At 67.3% G+C, this 15,359-nt stretch carries 11 protein-coding genes and 1 tRNA gene; 2 read left to right on the forward strand and 10 right to left on the reverse strand.

The window, feature by feature from the left end; genetic code table 11:
* Nucleotides 1-37: 37 nt before the first annotated feature.
* The 3 genes from BFE01S_RS18310 to BFE01S_RS18325 form a co-directional block, all read right to left on the reverse strand.
* Entirely contained in the window at nt 38-628 is a 591-nt protein-coding gene (locus tag BFE01S_RS18310; protein ID WP_028226746.1) for a chorismate mutase, read from the reverse strand.
* Nucleotides 629-940: 312 nt separating this feature from the next.
* The gene (locus tag BFE01S_RS45070; protein WP_028226747.1) at nt 941-1,090 is read right to left on the reverse strand and encodes a hypothetical protein; all 150 of its coding nucleotides are present in this window, start codon (nt 1,088-1,090) and stop codon (nt 941-943) included.
* Between the two features lie 575 nt (nt 1,091-1,665).
* Nucleotides 1,666-2,787 carry an aldo/keto reductase gene (locus tag BFE01S_RS18325; protein ID WP_028226748.1) on the reverse strand — a complete coding sequence of 374 codons (1,122 nt, stop codon included), beginning with the start codon at nt 2,785-2,787 and terminating at the stop codon, nt 1,666-1,668.
* A gap of 117 nt (nt 2,788-2,904) precedes the next feature.
* On the opposite strand from BFE01S_RS18325, the gene BFE01S_RS18330 reads away from it, so the two are divergent.
* Nucleotides 2,905-3,849: a LysR family transcriptional regulator gene (locus tag BFE01S_RS18330; protein ID WP_052420925.1), complete on the forward strand. Its 945-nt coding sequence runs from the start codon at nt 2,905-2,907 to the stop codon at nt 3,847-3,849.
* 139 nt (nt 3,850-3,988) lie between these two features.
* Here BFE01S_RS18330 and BFE01S_RS18335 read toward each other — a convergent pair.
* The 3 genes from BFE01S_RS18335 to pepN all read right to left on the reverse strand — a co-directional run bounded on the left by BFE01S_RS18335 (nt 3,989) and on the right by pepN (nt 7,995).
* Nucleotides 3,989-4,064: transfer RNA gene (locus BFE01S_RS18335), tRNA-Thr, on the reverse strand.
* Nucleotides 4,065-4,126: 62 nt separating this feature from the next.
* Complete coding sequence (locus BFE01S_RS18340) at nt 4,127-5,143, reverse strand: class 1 fructose-bisphosphatase (protein ID WP_028226750.1); 1,017 nt, start codon at nt 5,141-5,143, stop codon at nt 4,127-4,129.
* Nucleotides 5,144-5,289: 146 nt separating this feature from the next.
* Nucleotides 5,290-7,995, reverse strand: coding sequence for an aminopeptidase N (pepN, locus tag BFE01S_RS18345; protein WP_028226751.1), 2,706 nt, complete (start codon nt 7,993-7,995; stop codon nt 5,290-5,292).
* Between the two features lie 429 nt (nt 7,996-8,424).
* On the opposite strand from pepN, the gene BFE01S_RS18350 reads away from it, so the two are divergent.
* Nucleotides 8,425-9,135 carry a DUF4136 domain-containing protein gene (locus tag BFE01S_RS18350; protein WP_028226752.1) on the forward strand — a complete coding sequence of 237 codons (711 nt, stop codon included), beginning with the start codon at nt 8,425-8,427 and terminating at the stop codon, nt 9,133-9,135.
* Between the two features lie 24 nt (nt 9,136-9,159).
* On the opposite strand, the gene guaD is transcribed toward BFE01S_RS18350, so the two are convergent.
* The 4 genes from guaD to xdhB all read right to left on the reverse strand — a co-directional run bounded on the left by guaD (nt 9,160) and on the right by xdhB (nt 15,340).
* Entirely contained in the window at nt 9,160-10,479 is a 1,320-nt protein-coding gene (guaD, locus tag BFE01S_RS18355) for a guanine deaminase (RefSeq protein ID WP_028226753.1), read from the reverse strand.
* Nucleotides 10,480-10,646: 167 nt separating this feature from the next.
* Complete coding sequence (locus BFE01S_RS18360; protein ID WP_028226754.1) at nt 10,647-11,690, reverse strand: adenosine deaminase; 1,044 nt, start codon at nt 11,688-11,690, stop codon at nt 10,647-10,649.
* A gap of 28 nt (nt 11,691-11,718) precedes the next feature.
* Complete coding sequence (gene xdhC / locus BFE01S_RS18365) at nt 11,719-12,810, reverse strand: xanthine dehydrogenase accessory protein XdhC (RefSeq protein WP_028226755.1); 1,092 nt, start codon at nt 12,808-12,810, stop codon at nt 11,719-11,721.
* A gap of 109 nt (nt 12,811-12,919) precedes the next feature.
* Nucleotides 12,920-15,340, reverse strand: coding sequence for a xanthine dehydrogenase molybdopterin binding subunit (gene xdhB, locus BFE01S_RS39240; protein ID WP_245621140.1), 2,421 nt, complete (start codon nt 15,338-15,340; stop codon nt 12,920-12,922).
* Nucleotides 15,341-15,359 lie beyond the last annotated feature (19 nt).

Consider the following 15,359-nt stretch of genomic DNA (forward strand, 5'->3'; position numbering starts at 1 on the left):
GGCGATTCCCGCAGCGCAATTTTCAGCGTTCAGGCGCTCACGCCGTGCCGCCGGGGCCACCGTCCTCGCAGATGTGACCCAGCGCCCGGTTCAGCGCTTCCCCACGCGCGGAGTCGTAGCGCGTGAGTTGCTTCCAGTTGGCCAATGAGCGTGCGAGGCGCGCCGGACAATCATCCGAAGCGCGCAGCGGCTGGACCTGTGCCAAAGCACCGATCAACTGTCCGGTGAGGCGATCGAGCTGCGGGCGCATGACGGTGGCCAGATCCGGCGCATCGCCGGTTGGGGCCTGGGACGTGCGCCACGACTCGAACAGCGCCTTCTGCACCTGGGTGCTCGCATCGATCTGATCGCGGAAAAAGGCGTGGGCAAAGGCCGGATCGACGCCGGCTGTGGACGCGCGTTTCTGGACATCGGCGAGGAGTGCGTCTTCGCGCGGCGTATCGGTAATGGGCTTGTGATGCTCCCATTTCCAGTGTGCGACCGGTTCAGCAAGCGAAAGGCGTTGCGAGACGAGGGCGATCAGATTGGTGAGCGCCGTGTCGTCGCCATCGGCGTGAGCCGGTGCAAAGGGCAGGGCGAGCAGCAGAGCGGCAGCGCAGCGCGCGCTTGCGCGGACGAGAGCATTCATGTGTGTGGGAAAGGCGAAAGGGGCCGGCAGGCGAGGATCGCAGACCGTGGTCGCAAAAAAGCGAAGGATAGCGGGTATCCGCGCTGGGGATTTGCTCGAACGCAACCGGTTGGCCGAGATTGCCTCGGTGCGCGACGGCCTGGGTTGCTGCGAGCCGTTCATGCGGCGCATTCATCAAGCCGTGTGTCCGGGCCTCTCGCCGGGCATTCAACCGCTGTGCTGCTGCTGAAGCGGCGCATTTTGGCGGGCACACGCCAAGTGGGCGAGTCGCTCAGACAACCCGCCCATCGTCGCGCGTGTGCGCGTTCCCCGTTACTTCTGCTCGTGGGCCTTACGTTGCTCGTCGAGAAATGCGCGCACGTGGGCGGGCAGTTCATCTCCGAGGAACTCGACGGCCACCGGTTCCGGATCCGGGCTGAAGACTTTGTCCGGGGTCGGAATTCTTGGCGGTTTGGCGTCCATGATCTTTCTCCTGTGTAAGCCGATTATCCGACTTGGCCCTTCAAATGCGCTAGCCTCGATCACGGTAACAGTGCTTTTCGAATGCGCGTGTTGCTTTAATCGCACAACGTCACATCTTAATAACTGGGGCGGAATATAATTTCCCGGATCGCTGTCATTCCTCGATCCAGCCCGCCGACCGTCGCTAGTTCCACTGCCGGTTTCTGACGGTGCCGCGTTAGACGTTCCTCACGCCCTCCCTGCGCCTCAGCAAGCCTTCCCAGCACTACCCAGGACCACCCAGCACCACCCAGCCTGCACACAACCGCGAACGGCTTCCGTTCGGGCAACACGCGTGCGCGCTGCCTGGGAAGCCGCCATACCGACTCAACGCGGGATTATCCGCGGCGGTTGACGCCGGAATTACAGATTTTCTTTAAACTCTGTAAAAGATCGTTACAGTTCCTTCGTCCGATTAATTCGATAGCGAACGTCATTGGACGGCGATTAATTGTGCAACGCACATAAAAGAGACCGGCCGCGTGCGCGATTGTTCCCGCCGCCGCGCACCGCGGCCGCCGCCGGTCGCGCTGCGTTCAGGCCCCGGTGGGGGCCGGAACATGCTGGGCGAGCCCGTGATTGGCTGGCCGTGCCGCCACATCCACCTGGCCGTGAATGCGCGCCTGATGGCCGTCCGCGAACATGTAATAGGGGAACGGATGAGCGGGCTCGGATGCCGCATCGAGTCGCTCGGCGAGTTCTGGCGCCAACGTGAAGTCGAGCGCCCCCAGCGACTCCTGCAACTGAGCCTTCTTCGTCGCCCCCACGATGATGCTTGCCACGCCGCGTTTCTGATATAGCCAGTTGAGCGCGACCTGCGCCATCGGCCGGTTCGCTTCGCGAGCGACGGCCTCCAGTTCCGCGACGATCGCGAAGTTGCGGTCCGTGAGCTTGTCGAAGCCCGGAGGCGGCTTGGCGCCGACGGTCTGCAGGCGTCCTTCGGCGGAGGCGCCCGTTGCGCCACGCGCGCTCTGCGAGGGACGGTATTTACCGGACAGCACCCCCATCCCGAGCGGGCTCCACGGCACGAGACCCATGCCGAGACTCGTGGCCAGATCGGCGAATTCGTGCTCGGCGTTGCGCTCGATCATCGAATATTCGAGTTGCATCGCCGCGACCGGCTCGAAGCCGCGCCAGTCCGCGAGCGTTTGCGCGCGGCCCGCGTACCAGGCGGGCACGTCGGAGAGACCCACGTAGCGGATCTTGCCCGCGCGCACGGCGTCGTCCATTGCGCGCATGACCTCGTCGGCGGGCGTCATGCGGTCCCACGTGTGCAGGTAGTAGAGGTCGATATAGTCGGTGCCGAGGCGCTTGAGCGAGCCTTCGAGCGCGCGCAGCAGGTTCTTGCGGTGATTGCCGCCCGCGTTGGGGTTCCCCGGCTGCGCGTTGTAGGAGTACTTCGTGGCGATCACGAGCCGGTCTCGCAGGCCGCGCTCCGCCGTGAACCGGCCCACCCACTGCTCGCTCGTGCCTTCCGTGTACAGATCGGCGGTATCGATGAAGTTGCCGCCCGCATCCACATAGAGATCGAAGAGTTCGCGCGCCGCCGCTTCGTCCGTGCCCCAGCCCCATTCGGTGCCGAACGTCATCGTGCCGAGCGAGATGGGGCTGACGCGCAGGCCGGAGCGGCCGAGCAGGGTGTAGGTATCGAGCTTCATGATTGCCTCCTTGGGAGTGGAGTGGTGAGCACGGCCTTATCTTGCGCTTGTCCTTTTTGTGGAAAAATCGGGTTCAATTGAAAGGACTGTGAAGCTGTACTTCACAATGGAGGCAAGATGGAGCCGCAGTTCGCCACGACACCCGGCGCATCCGCACTGTCCGGGCGCCTGCCCGCGCTGCTGGCGGTCGCCGCCGTTGCGCGGCATGGCAGTTTCACGCGTGCCGCGTCCGCATCGGGCATCTCGACCTCGGCGCTTTCGCAAACCGTGCGCGCGCTCGAAGTCCAGATCGGCGTGCGGCTCTTCAATCGCACGACACGTCGCGTCGCCCTGACGGAGGCGGGCCAGCAGTTTCTGGCGCGCGTCCAGCCGGCGCTGGCCGAACTCGAAGCCGCATTCGACGCGCTCGACGCTTCGCGCGATCAGCCCGCCGGCACGCTGCGCATCAACCTGCCGCGCGTGGCGAGCGAGATGCTGGTGCTGCCGCATCTCGCTGAGTTCATGGCGCGCTATCCGCAGATCCGGCTCGAACTCGCGCTCGACGATGGCTTTTCCGACCTGGTGGGCGAGGGGTTCGACGCGGGGATCCGGCTAGGCGAGTCACTTGCGCCGGGGATGGTTGCGGTGCCGATCGGCGGCCCGATCCACATTGTCGTGGTGGGATCGCCCGCGTATTTCGGCCGCCACGCGCCGCCCGCGACTCCCGACGATCTCGCGCGGCACGATTGCCTGCATTACCGCTTCGCGACGGGGGGGGTATATCGCTGGGAGTTCGCGCAGCCCGAAGCGCCGCGGCACGTTTTCGACGTGCTTACGCAGGGGCGCTTCGTGACCAACGATCTGCGTACGATGGTTCGGGCGGCCGAGGAGGGCGTTGGCCTGCTGCACGTAATCGAGGATTTCGTGCGCGCGCAACTCCAGGATGGGCGGCTGTTGCCGGTGCTCGACGCCTGGTGTCCGTCGTTTCCCGGCTTTTATCTCTATACGGCGGGGCGCACGCAATTGCCGCCGAAGCTGCGCGTGTTCATCGACTTTCTGCGGGAGAAACGGGAGGGGGCGTAGGGGTTACGCGAGCGTGCCGTACGTTCCGTAGCTCATCGCTGCGCGTCATCTGGAATGGGTTTGGCCTCGGGAGTGCGGACATGTCCGACCCGCAAAGCAAAAAGCCCAGTCCGAAGACTGGGCTTTCGCTTGAAACCAGTGGTGCCGGAAAGAGGAATCGAACCCCCGACCTTCGCATTACGAATGCGCTGCTCTACCGTCTGAGCTATTCCGGCATCAGAGAAGGAAGATTATAGGAAGTATTCACGGGGTCCGCAAGTCCTCCTCCCGTCTTTTTTCATTTTTTTGCTTCACGGTGATAGCGGGTCACGCGCTCGACCTCGTTCTTCGAACCGAGGAACACCGCCACGCGTTCGTGCAGGCTGGTCGGCTGAATGTCGAGAATGCGCTCTTCGCCGTTCGTGGCCACGCCGCCCGCCTGCTCGACGATGAACGACATCGGGTTCGCTTCGTACATCAGGCGCAGCTTGCCGGGCTTGGACGGATCGCGCTTGTCGGCCGGGTACATGAAGATGCCGCCGCGGTTCAGGATACGGTGCACGTCGGCGACCATCGAGGCGATCCAGCGCATGTTGAAGTTTTCGCCGCGCGGGCCGTCCTTGCCCTCGTTCAGCTCGCCGATGTACTTCTGCACCGGCTCGTACCAGTGGCGTGCGTTCGAGGCGTTGATCGCGTACTCGCGCGTCTCTTCGGGAATGCGCATGTTGCTTTGCGTGAGCACCCACGAACCGAGCTCGCGGTCGAGCGTGAAGCAGTTCACGCCGTGGCCGGTCGTGAGCACGAGCACCGTTTGCGGGCCGTACACCGCGTAGCCGGCCGCGACCTGCTGCGTGCCGGGCTGCAGGAACGAGGCTTCGGTGGGCTGCTGGCCGTCCGGGCAGCGCAGCACCGAGAAAATCGTGCCGATCGAGACGTTCACGTCGATGTTCGACGAGCCGTCGAGCGGATCGAACACGAGCAGGTATTCGCCCTTCGGATAATTGGCCGGGATCGGGAAGAACGTTTCCATTTCTTCCGATGCCATGGCGGCGAGGTTGCCGCCCCATTCGTTGGCGTCGAGCAGGATTTCGTTCGAGAGGATGTCGAGGTTCTTCTGCACTTCGCCCTGGACGTTCTCGCTGCCGGCGGTGCCGAGCGCCTCGCCGAGCGCACCCTTGCTGACGTTGAAGCTGATCGCCTTGCAGGCGCGGGCGACGACTTCGATCAGGAGGCGCAGATCGGCCGGCAGATTGCGGTGCTGGCGCTGCTGCTCGATCAGGTACTTCGTGAGAGTGGTACGACGTTGCAAAGCCATTGCAGGACTCCGGGTAGGCTTGGGAATAGCGCAATTCTACCCGCTCGACCTGGCGCGGCCCGGGGCCGGCCGTGCAAAAAAGAAAATCCGGTGCCGCGCCGGTCGGGGCGCGGCACCGTTCCTGCCAGCGCGCTTTTTGCTACCTTTTACGCCAGCGCTTTTTCGACGATTTCGCGCACGTCGCGCGACTTCGCACCCGCGGCAACCTTCTCCAGCGCGGCGCGCATCCGCTCGCGCAGCGCGGGCGTGAAGCGGCGCCACAGTTCGAGGCTGCGCGCGAGGCGTGCCGCGACCTGCGGATTGATCGCGTCGAGCGCCAGCACCTGTTCGGCCCAGAATGCGTAGCCCGAGCCGTCGGCGGCGTGGAACTGCGCCGGGTTCGCGGCGCAGAAGCTGAAGATCAGCGAGCGGGCGCGGTTCGGGTTCTTCAGGTTGAACGCGGAATGGCGCATGAGCGCGCGCACGGTGTCGATCACCGGGCGCGCCGCGCTGCCGCGCTGCATGGCTTGCAGGGCGAACCACTTGTCGATGACGAGGGGCTCGCGCTCGAAGCGCGCGTAGAAGTCTTCGAGCGCTTTCTTCGCGAAGTCGCCGCCCGTGGCCGCCGACGCGTTGAGCAACGCCGAAAGCGCTGCCGCGCGGTCGGTCATGTTGTTCGCCGCGTCGTATTGCGCAGTGGCGAGGCGCACGGCGTCGGCCGGATCGTCCAGTTCCGGGAGATACGAGAGCGCGAGGTTCTTCAGCGCGCGCTTGCCCGCGGCTTCGGGCGTCGGTTCGTAGGCGCCCGGCGTCGCGTGGCGCGCATAGGCGGCGAGCCAGTCGGCCTTGAGCGCCGTGCCGAGGCGCTTGCGCAGAAACTGGCGCGCGGCGTGCACGGCGGCCGGATCGGACTCGGTCATCTGCTCGGCCAGATAGGTTTCCGAAGGCAGCATCAGCGCCAGTTCGCGGAACGACGGCGACAGCGTTTCGTCGTTGAGCACGCGGCGGAAGGCTTCGATCACCGCATCGTCCACTTCGAGCGGCTGCCCGCTCGCCGCGCGCGCGGCGAGCGCGAGCAGTTCGCGCGTGGCGAGGCGCTGGCCCGCTTCCCAGCGGTTGAACGGGTCGCTGTCGTGGGCGAGCAGGAAGGCCAGTTCGTCGTTGCTGTAGTCGTACTCGACGATGACCGGTGCCGAGAAGTTGCGCAGCAGCGAGGGCAGCGGCTTCACCGGCGCATCGACGAACGTGAAGGTCTGCTGCGCCTCGGTGAGTTCGAGCACGCGCGTCGTGCCGCTCGGGGCGCCGGCCGCGTTCGCCGCGCCTTCCAGGTGCAGCGGCAGGTCCTTGCCGTCCGGGCCGATCAGGCCGATCGCGAACGGGATCAGCAGCGGTCCCTTCTGCGTGTCGCGCGCGGCCGGCGAGGCGTTGCCGTAGTCCTGCGCGAGCGTCACGCTGTAGCGCTTGTGCGCTTCGTCGTAGCGCGTCGTGACCGTCACGCGCGGCGTGCCGGCCTGGCTGTACCAGCGTTCGTATTGCGCGAGGTCGCGGCCATTGGCGTCGGCCATGGCGGCGCGGAAATCGTCGCAGGTCACCGCCTGGCCGTCGTGGCGCTGGAAGTACAGGTCCATGCCCTTGCGGAAGCCGTCGCGGCCGAAGAGCGTCTGATACATCCGCACGACTTCCGAGCCTTTCTCATAGACGGTCATCGTGTAGAAGTTGTTGATCTCGACGTAACTCTCGGGGCGCACCGGATGCGCCATCGGGCCCGCGTCCTCGGCGAACTGCATCTGGCGCAGCACGCGCACGTCCTCGATGCGCTTGGTGGCGCGCGCGGCTTCGTTCTCGTCGCCGCCCGACATCGCCGCCGAGAACTCCTGGTCGCGGAACACCGTGAGGCCTTCCTTGAGGCTCAGCTGGAACCAGTCGCGGCAGGTCACGCGGTTGCCGGTCCAGTTGTGGAAGTACTCGTGGCCCACCACGGCCTCGATGTTGGCGAAATCGACGTCGGTGGCCGTTTCCGGATTCGCCAGCACGTACTTCGTATTGAAGATGTTGAGCCCCTTGTTCTCCATCGCCCCCATGTTGAAGTCGCTCACGGCGACGATCATGAAGCGGTCGAGGTCGAGTTCGAGGCCGAAACGCTGCTCGTCCCAGCGGATCGAGTTGATGAGCGAGTCCATCGCGTGGCGCGTCTTGTCGAGATCGTGCGGCTCGACCCACACCTGCAGCAGCTTTTCCTTGCCCGAGCCGCTCGTGATGCGCTCTTCGATCGCCACGAGCTTGCCCGCCACCAGCGCGAACAGGTAGCACGGCTTGCGGAACGGGTCTTCCCACTTGGCGAAGTGGCGGCCGTCGGGCAGGTCGCCCTCGGCGACGAGGTTGCCGTTCGAGAGCAGCACGGGGCAGGCGGTCTTGTCGGCGCGCAGCGTGACCGTGTAGGTGGCCATCACGTCGGGACGGTCGAGGAACCACGTGATGCGGCGAAAGCCTTCGGCTTCGCACTGCGTGAAGAAGTTGCCACCCGAAACGTAAAGGCCCGAAAGCGTCGTGTTGGCGGCCGGGTCGCAGGCGCCGGTGAGCGTGAGCTCGAACGCGTCGGGCACGTTCTCGACCGTGAGGCCATGTTCGTGGGCGCGCACGCTCGCATACGGCTTGCCGTCGATGGCGGCGCCGAGGAATTCCAGCTGCTCGCCCATCAGTTCGAGGTGCGGGGCGCCCGCGGCGGCGGGGTTGCGGCGCACCCGCAGCGTGCTCTTGACGATCGTGCGGTCCGGGACGAGGTCGAACTCCAGATCGACGGTATCGATCAGGAAGGCGGGCGGCGCGTAGTCGGCGCGGCGGATCACGTTGGGCGTGGCGGTGGTGTCGGACATGGTCGGGTGGGATCTCGTCGTAGGGTGGTGCGCCGGCGGTTGTGGCGCCCGGGCACGTTGGGTCGCGCATGCAGCGCCGCTGCGCGCGCGTTTTCGGCAGCGCTCGTGGCGCGGCGCATCGCGTCATTGTACAAAGGCGCGGCCGGATTGTCCGAAGCGGCCGTGGAGGCGGGCTTCGGGCCGCGCGAACTTTCCCCCGCACGCGCAAGTCAGTATGATCGGGCTCTCGCGCCTGCGGGACTGCCGCCCGGCAGTCCCGCAGGCGGCGAACCGCGAGGCGACGCCTTCACCGGCCAGGAAAATCGGGCAGGTGGGGAATCCGTGCGGCGGCGCATCCGTATCGGAGCGTGCGGCCGTTGCGGTTGCAGTGGCTGATACGGCTGCTGCGGCCGCGCCCAGGACATCCAGTTAAAAACGAACGAGAAGACCATGAAGCACGAACGATGGACCCGCCGCGCGCTCATGCTGCTGGCAGCGCTTGCCGTGACGCTGTCCGGCTGCACGACCTATGTGACGAGCCAGGTGACGGCGTTCTCCGCCTGGGACGGCGGCAGCGACGCCACGCGCACTTATGCGTTTACGCGCAACCCGGCGCAGAAGCAGAGCATCGAGCAGGCGACCTACGAGCAGATGGTCGCGGGCGGTCTTGCCGGCCAGGCGTTTCGCCAGGTGAGCGAAGCGCAGGCCCATTACCTGGTGGGCCTCGCCTACGCAAGCCGCATGGACCAGGTGACGGTGGCCCAGCCGGTGTTCTACAACCCGTGGCCGGCGCCGTACTGGGGGCCGTTCAATCCGTGGGGGGCGTGGGGCCCGTATGCGCCGGCGTACGTGAACCAGACCTATCCGGTCTACACGCACGTGCTCGGCATCCGCATTACCGACAAGGCGACCGGCAAGGAGGTCTATAACGTCTCGGCGCGCACCTCCGGCGACGAGCCTTCGCTCGTGCGCGCGATGCCGTATCTGGTGCGCAGCGCCCTCTCCGACTTCCCGATGGCCAACGGCTCGGTGCAGGTGGTGAAGCTGCCGGTCGAGAAGAACGGCGGGGCGCCGAACGAAACGGCCGTGCCGCCGCCGGGCGCTCCCGCTCCCGCACCCATCCCGGCAGCGCCGGCATCCGGTGCTGCTGCGGTGCAGTAATTCCGCGAGGCTTACGCGGCGCGCTTACGCCGCGTGCGCCGCCGCCCGCTCGCCGCGTCGGTGGACGCGCTTGCCGGCCGCGTAGGTCTCGTACACCGCGCGGTCGTCGCCGAGCAGCGCCAGCGCGAACAGCAATTCTTCGAGCGATTCCGCGCGCGCCGTGCGCCGCGCGAGGAGCGGCGTGGCCTGCGGATCGAGCACGACGAAGTCGGCTTCGGTCTTCGGCGCCAGCGTGCCGACGGTATCGGCCAGATCGAGCGCCTCTGCCGCGCCCGCCGTCGCGAGCCAGAACATGCGCGTGGCGGTGAGGTGATGGCCGCCCATGCGCGCGACCTTGTGCGCCTCGTTCATGGTCTGCAGCATCGAGAACGAGGTGCCGCCCCCCACGTCCGTTGCGAGCGTGACCGGCATGGCCGACGCGTTCGCCTTGTCGAAGTCGAACAGGCCGCTGCCGAGGAAGAGATTGGAGGTCGGGCAGTGCGCGGCCACCGCGCCCGTTTGCGCCATGCGGCGGCGGTCCTCGTCGTCGAGCCAGATGCAGTGGCCGTACACGGCGCGGCGGCGCAGGAGTCCGTAATGATCGTAGACGTCGAGGTAGCTGCGCTGGCGCGGGAACAGCTCGCTTACCCACTTCACCTCGTCGGGATTTTCGGCCACGTGGCTCTGGATGAAGATGTCCGGGTGCGCCTTCGCGAGCGCCTGGCAGGCTTCGAGCTGCGCCTCGGTGGAAGTGGGCGCGAAGCGCGGCGTGAGCGCGTACATCTGGCGGCCGCGCTTGTGCCAGCGGCCGATCAGCTCGGCGCTGTCGTCGTAGCCCGTTTGCGGCGTGTCGCGCAGGAACTCGGGGCAGTGGCGGTCCATCAGCACCTTGCCCGCGATCATGCGCAGGTTCTTCGCCTCGCTCGCGCCGAAGAGCGCATCGGCCGACTGCTTGTGCACCGTGCAATAGACGAGCGCCGTGGTCGTGCCGCTCGCGAGCAGTTCGTCGACGAAAAAGCGCGCCGTGTCCTCGGCCACCGCTTCCTTTTCGAAGCCGCGCTCGGTCGGGAACGTGTACGTCTCCAGCCACGGCAGGAGGCCCGGCGCCGGCGACGCGATCATGTCGGTCTGCGGGTAGTGGATGTGCGTGTCGATGAAGCCCGGCACGATCAGCTTGTCGCGCAGGTCGTGGACGGCGGCACCGTCGGCGAGCTGGCCGGCGTGCGCGGACCACGCGCCCGACGCAGCCACGTGGCCGTTTTCGACGATCACGACGCCGTCTTCGTGATAGACAGCGGCGTCGGACGATTGCGCGGGGTCGCCGGTGAACGTCAACAGTTTTGCGCGGTAAGCCGATTGAGTCATGGGAACTGCGTCTCCGAAATCTTCAGGTTTGAGTGAGGTTGAAATCCGTCGCTTGCGCCGCCCCTGAAAAACGCGGCGCAAGCGGGCCCATGGCCCGGCGCTCGCACGCCGGTCCCGGTGGTGTCCTTCGCCCCTTGCGGGGCGTCCAGATTGTGTGATGCGCTGGCTTACCGGGTCGTGCCGCTCCAGTAAGCGTCGAGCTTCGCGATCAGCGCGTCCCGCTCCGCGGGGCTCACGAACGACGCTTCGAAGCCGTTGCGCAGGATCGTGTAGACCTCCTGATCGTTCAGCTTCAGGGCGTCGATGATCGCCGTGTAGTTCTCGTTGACGTAGCCGCCGAAATAGGCGGGATCGTCGGAATTGACCGTGACCGCGACGCCTGCGTCGAGCAGGTCCTTGAGCGTGTGCTTCGTCATGTCGTCGAACACGCACAGCTTGAGGTTCGAGAGCGGGCAGACGGTGAGCGCCACGCGCGTGTCGGCGAGGCGCGTGACGAGCGCGGCGTCCTCGATGCTGCGCACGCCGTGATCGACGCGGTCCACCTTCAGCAGATCGAGCGCTTCGTAGATGTACGAGGGCGGCCCTTCCTCGCCCGCATGCGCGACGAGTTTCAGGCCCTTCGCGCGCGCTTTTTCGAACACGCGCCCGAACTTCGAGGGCGGATGCCCGCGCTCGGACGAGTCGAGCCCCACGCCGATCATGCGCGGATAGCTCTCGAAGAGCGGCAGCGCGGCTTCGAAGGTGGCGAGCGCATCGGCTTCGCTCAGATGGCGCAGGAAGCACAGGATCAGCTTGCTCGTGAGGCCGCGCTGTTCGGCGTCGGCGAGCGCGCGGTCGATGCCCGCCACCGCGGTTGCGACGGGCACGCCGCGTTCGGTGTGCGTCTGCGGATCGAAGAAAATTTCGGTGTGCACGACATTGTCCGCGAGCGCGCGCTCGCAATAGGCCATCGTCATGTCGTAGAAGTCCTGCTCCGTGAGCAGCACGCTCGCGCCCGCGTAGTAGATGTCGAGGAACGACTGCAGGTCGGTGAACGCGTAGGCGCGGCGCAGCGACTCGATCGAGTCGTAGGCGAGCTTCACGTTGTTGCGCTGCGCGAGTGCGAAGATCAGTTCGGGTTCGAGCGAGCCTTCGATATGGATGTGCAGCTCGGACTTCGGCGCGCGCGCGGCTTTTTCTACGAGCGGGACGGCAGGGGTCGTGATGGTCATGGTTGGGTCGGTCCGTGGGTAGGTGACATCACGCGGAATGGGCGACGGCGAGCGCCGCATGCGCCTCGATTGCCTGCAGGAGCTGCGCGGCGGCCGAGATCGCGATGACTTCGGGCGACTTGTCGACGATGCCGTCCACGCCGAGCGGGCACTTCATCCGCGCGATCTGCAGCGGATCGATGCCGCGCGCGGCGAGCCGGTGCTCGAACTGCTTGCGCTTCGTGTGCGAGCCGATCATGCCGAAGAACACGAAGTCGCCGCGGCGCAGGATGCGCTCGGCGAGTTCGAGGTCGCGCGAATGATCGTGCGTCATCACGATGAAGCTCGTGCCGGGCAGGGCGGTATCGACGGCTTCGTCGGGGGCGTCGTTCGCGTCGATTTCGACATTGGGCGCGGCGAGCGCGGCAAAGGCCTCGGGCGAAGGAAACGCGGCATCGCGTTCGTCCACCCAGCGCACCCGGCACGGCAGCGTGCCGAGCACGCGTACCAGCGCTGCGCCCACGTGCCCCGCGCCGAACAGCACGACGGGGAAGTCGTTGGGCGCGATGGTCTCGGTGAGCAGGGCGCCGCCTTCGCCGTCCCGGGCGTCCCAGAGCAGGCAGTCGGGCGCTTCGACGCCCGGTTCCGGCTCGGAGAGCATCACCGGGTCGCCGGCTACGGGGCTTGCCGTTGGTGCGCCGCTTGCCGCGCTGTTTGCTCGATTCGGGCTCCCGTTCCCAATCCGCGAGGACCGGAATGATACGCTACGCACCGTCGAAGCGCCGGCCGCGAGGCGCCGTGCCAGCGTGGCGAGCCAGCCGAGGTCGCCCACGTCGAGCCGCTCGAACGCGAGCACGACCGCGCCGCCGCAGCACTGGCCGAGGCTCGGGCCGAGCGCGAGGCGTTCGAGGCGCCGCAGGTGCGGTGCGCGCATGCCGTCGCGCAGCACCTGGCGCGCGATCTCGATGGCCTTCCATTCGAGGTGGCCGCCGCCGATCGTGTGGCGCGCGGCTTCGCGCGTCACGATCATCTTCGTGCCGGCTTCGCGCGGCGCCGATCCTTCGACGCGCGCAACCGTCACGAGCACGGCGGCGTCGCCGTGCGCGAGCAGTTGCTGCAGATCGGTGAGCCAGGCTTGCATCTGGCGGTTCTCCGTACTTCGGGCGGCACGCAGGGCATGCCGCCGGTTGATCTTCGCGGCTTCGCGCGGCGCGCCAAGCCTCTATTTCGTCAATCTCTCGTCAGTCTCTTCAATCCGCCGGCTCGCGGCGTGCTGCCGCGGGCACCGGCGGAGCGGCCGCATGACCGCCCGCCGGACCTGCTGCCGCTGCGTCCGGCGCGAGCGGCGCCGCCTCGGCGCGCAGCGCCTCGATCGCATCGAGTATCGCTTCGGGCGTGGCGGGCGCGCGCAACGGCGCCGCCACGCGTGCTTCGGGCACCGCCGCGCCAACGGCGTCGCGTATCGCGAGAAAGACCGAGAACGGCAGCAGCAGCGGCGGCTCGCCCACGGCCTTCGAGCGGAATACGGTGGGCTCGGCGTTGTCGTTGCGGAAGAGCCGGGTCGTGAACGCGGCGGGCGTATCGCTGATCGCCGGGATCTTGTAGGTGGAGGGCGCGTGCGTCATCAGGCGCCCGTCGCGGTTCCACCAGAGTTCCTCGGTGGTGAGCCAGCCCATGCCCTGAATGAACGCGCCTTCCACCTGGCCGATGTCGATGGCCGGGTTGATCGACTGGCCGGCGTCGTGCAGCAGGTCCGCGCGCACGAGTTTCCATTCGCCCGTGAGCGTATCGACGACCACCTCCGACACCGCCGCGCCATAGGCGAAGTAGTAGAACGGGTGGCCCGTGAGCGTGCGCGCATCCCAGTGGACTTTCGGCGTCGCGTAGAAGCCGTCCGACCCAAGCTGGACGCGCTGAAGATAGGCGCGCTCGACGAACTCCCCGAACGGCACCGAGGCGCCGTTCACCCGCACCGTGCCGTCTTCGAACGCTACGGCCTCGGGCGCGCCGCCGTACAGCGCGGCGGCGAGGCCGGCGAGGCGCGCGCGAATGGTCAGCGCGGCGTCTTCGGCAGCCTTGCCGTTGAGGTCGCTGCCCGTGGAGGCGGCGGTCGCGGAAGTATTGGCTACCTTCGCCGTATCGGTGGCGCTCACCCGCACGCGTGCGAGCGGCAGCCCGAACGTGCCCGCCACCACCTGCGCGACCTTGGTGTTGAGCCCCTGGCCCATCTCGGTGCCGCCGTGATTCACGAGCACCGAGCCGTCGCGATACACGTGCACGAGGGCGCCCGCCTGGTTCAGGTGCGGCACGTTGAACGAAATGCCGAACTTGACCGGCGTGATCGCAATGCCGCGCTTGAGCACCGGGCTCGTGCGGTTCCAGCCGGCGAGCGCGGCGCGCCTTTCGCGATAGCGGCTCGATGCGAGCAGGGCGTCGGTGAGCGGCGCGAGCACGTTGTCCTCGACGCGCTGGCCGTAAGGCGTCACGTCGCGTTCGCCGACGCCGTAGTAGTTCACGCGGCGCACGTCGAGCGGATCGCGGTTCAACTGCCTGGCGATGCCGTCGAGCATCACCTCCATCACGAGTGCGCCCTGCGGGCCGCCGAAGCCGCGGAACGCGGTGTTCGACTGCGTGTTCGTCTTGCAGCAGAGCGCGACGATATCGACGTCGGAGAGATAGTAGGCGTTGTCGAAGTGGCAGACCGCGCGCGTGGCGACCGCGCCGGAGAGGTCGGCCGAATAGCCCGCGCGCAGCGCGATTTCCACGCGTGCGCCGAGAAGGCGCCCCTCGTCGTCGAAGCCCGCTTCGTATTCGTAGCGCGCGTCGTGACGCTTGCCGGTGATCATGAAGTCGTCGTCGCGATCCGCGCGCAGCTTCACCGGGCGGCCGGTCTTGTGAGCCGCGAGCGCCGCCACGCAGACGAAGAGCGCCGACTGCGATTCCTTGCCGCCGAAGCCGCCGCCCATGCGCCGGCATTCGCACGCCACGCGATGCGCGGGCCAGTCGAGCAGATGAGCGACCAGTTGCTGCATTTCGGCCGGATGCTGCGTCGAACTGTAGACGAGCATGCCGTCCTGCTCCTGCGGCAGCGCGTAGGCGACCTGGCCTTCCAGGTAGAACTGTTCCTGTCCGCCCACTTCGAACGTGCCGGCAATGCGGTGCGGTGCCGCCGCGATCCGTTCGGCAGGCGCGCCGCGCGCCAGATGCAGCGGCGGCAGCACGTAATGCCGCTGTGCGCGGGCTTCGGCGATCGAGAGCACGGGGTCGAGCGGCGCGTAGCGCACCACGTCGTCGCGGGCGGCGAGCGCGGCCGCGCGGCGCGCCAGATCGTGGTTCGTGGCGATCACGGCGAAGACGGGCTGGCCGAGGTACTGCACGATGCCGTCCGCGAGCACCGGATCGTCGTGCAGCACGGGGCCGCAGTTGTTCTCGCCGGGGATGTCGGCCGCGCAGAGCACCGCGATCACGCCCGGCGCTTCGCGCACGCGGCGCAGATCGAGCGAGACGATGCGCGCATGCGCGAGGCGCGAGAGGCCGAGCGCGGCGTGCAGCGTGCCTTGCACCTCGGGGATGTCGTCGGTGTAGCGCGCTTCGCCGCTCACGTGCAGTTCGGCGGATTCGTGCGGGAGCGAGGCGCCCAGTGCCGAATGCGCCGAATGCGCCGAATGCACCGGGTGCAGGGAATGCGCC

Source organism: Paraburkholderia ferrariae NBRC 106233 (assembly GCF_000685035.1).
In the GTDB taxonomy this organism is placed as follows: domain Bacteria; phylum Pseudomonadota; class Gammaproteobacteria; order Burkholderiales; family Burkholderiaceae; genus Paraburkholderia; species Paraburkholderia ferrariae.

Bases quoted from the DNA above. Each gene is read 5' to 3' on its own strand.
- pepN (WP_028226751.1), bottom strand. From the start codon at position 7,995: ATGTCCGACACCACCGCCACGCCCAACGTGATCCGCCGCGCCGACTAC.
- BFE01S_RS18340 (WP_028226750.1), bottom strand. From the start codon at position 5,143: ATGGCTTTGCAACGTCGTACCACTCTCACGAAGTACCTGATCGAGCAG.
- BFE01S_RS18310 (WP_028226746.1), bottom strand. From the start codon at position 628: ATGAATGCTCTCGTCCGCGCAAGCGCGCGCTGCGCTGCCGCTCTGCTG.
- BFE01S_RS18330 (WP_052420925.1), top strand. From the start codon at position 2,905: ATGGAGCCGCAGTTCGCCACGACACCCGGCGCATCCGCACTGTCCGGG.
- BFE01S_RS18325 (WP_028226748.1), bottom strand. From the start codon at position 2,787: ATGAAGCTCGATACCTACACCCTGCTCGGCCGCTCCGGCCTGCGCGTC.
- BFE01S_RS45070 (WP_028226747.1), bottom strand. From the start codon at position 1,090: ATGGACGCCAAACCGCCAAGAATTCCGACCCCGGACAAAGTCTTCAGC.
- guaD (WP_028226753.1), bottom strand. From the start codon at position 10,479: ATGACTCAATCGGCTTACCGCGCAAAACTGTTGACGTTCACCGGCGAC.
- BFE01S_RS18360 (WP_028226754.1), bottom strand. From the start codon at position 11,690: ATGACCATCACGACCCCTGCCGTCCCGCTCGTAGAAAAAGCCGCGCGC.
- BFE01S_RS18350 (WP_028226752.1), top strand. From the start codon at position 8,425: ATGAAGCACGAACGATGGACCCGCCGCGCGCTCATGCTGCTGGCAGCG.
- xdhC (WP_028226755.1), bottom strand. From the start codon at position 12,810: ATGCAAGCCTGGCTCACCGATCTGCAGCAACTGCTCGCGCACGGCGAC.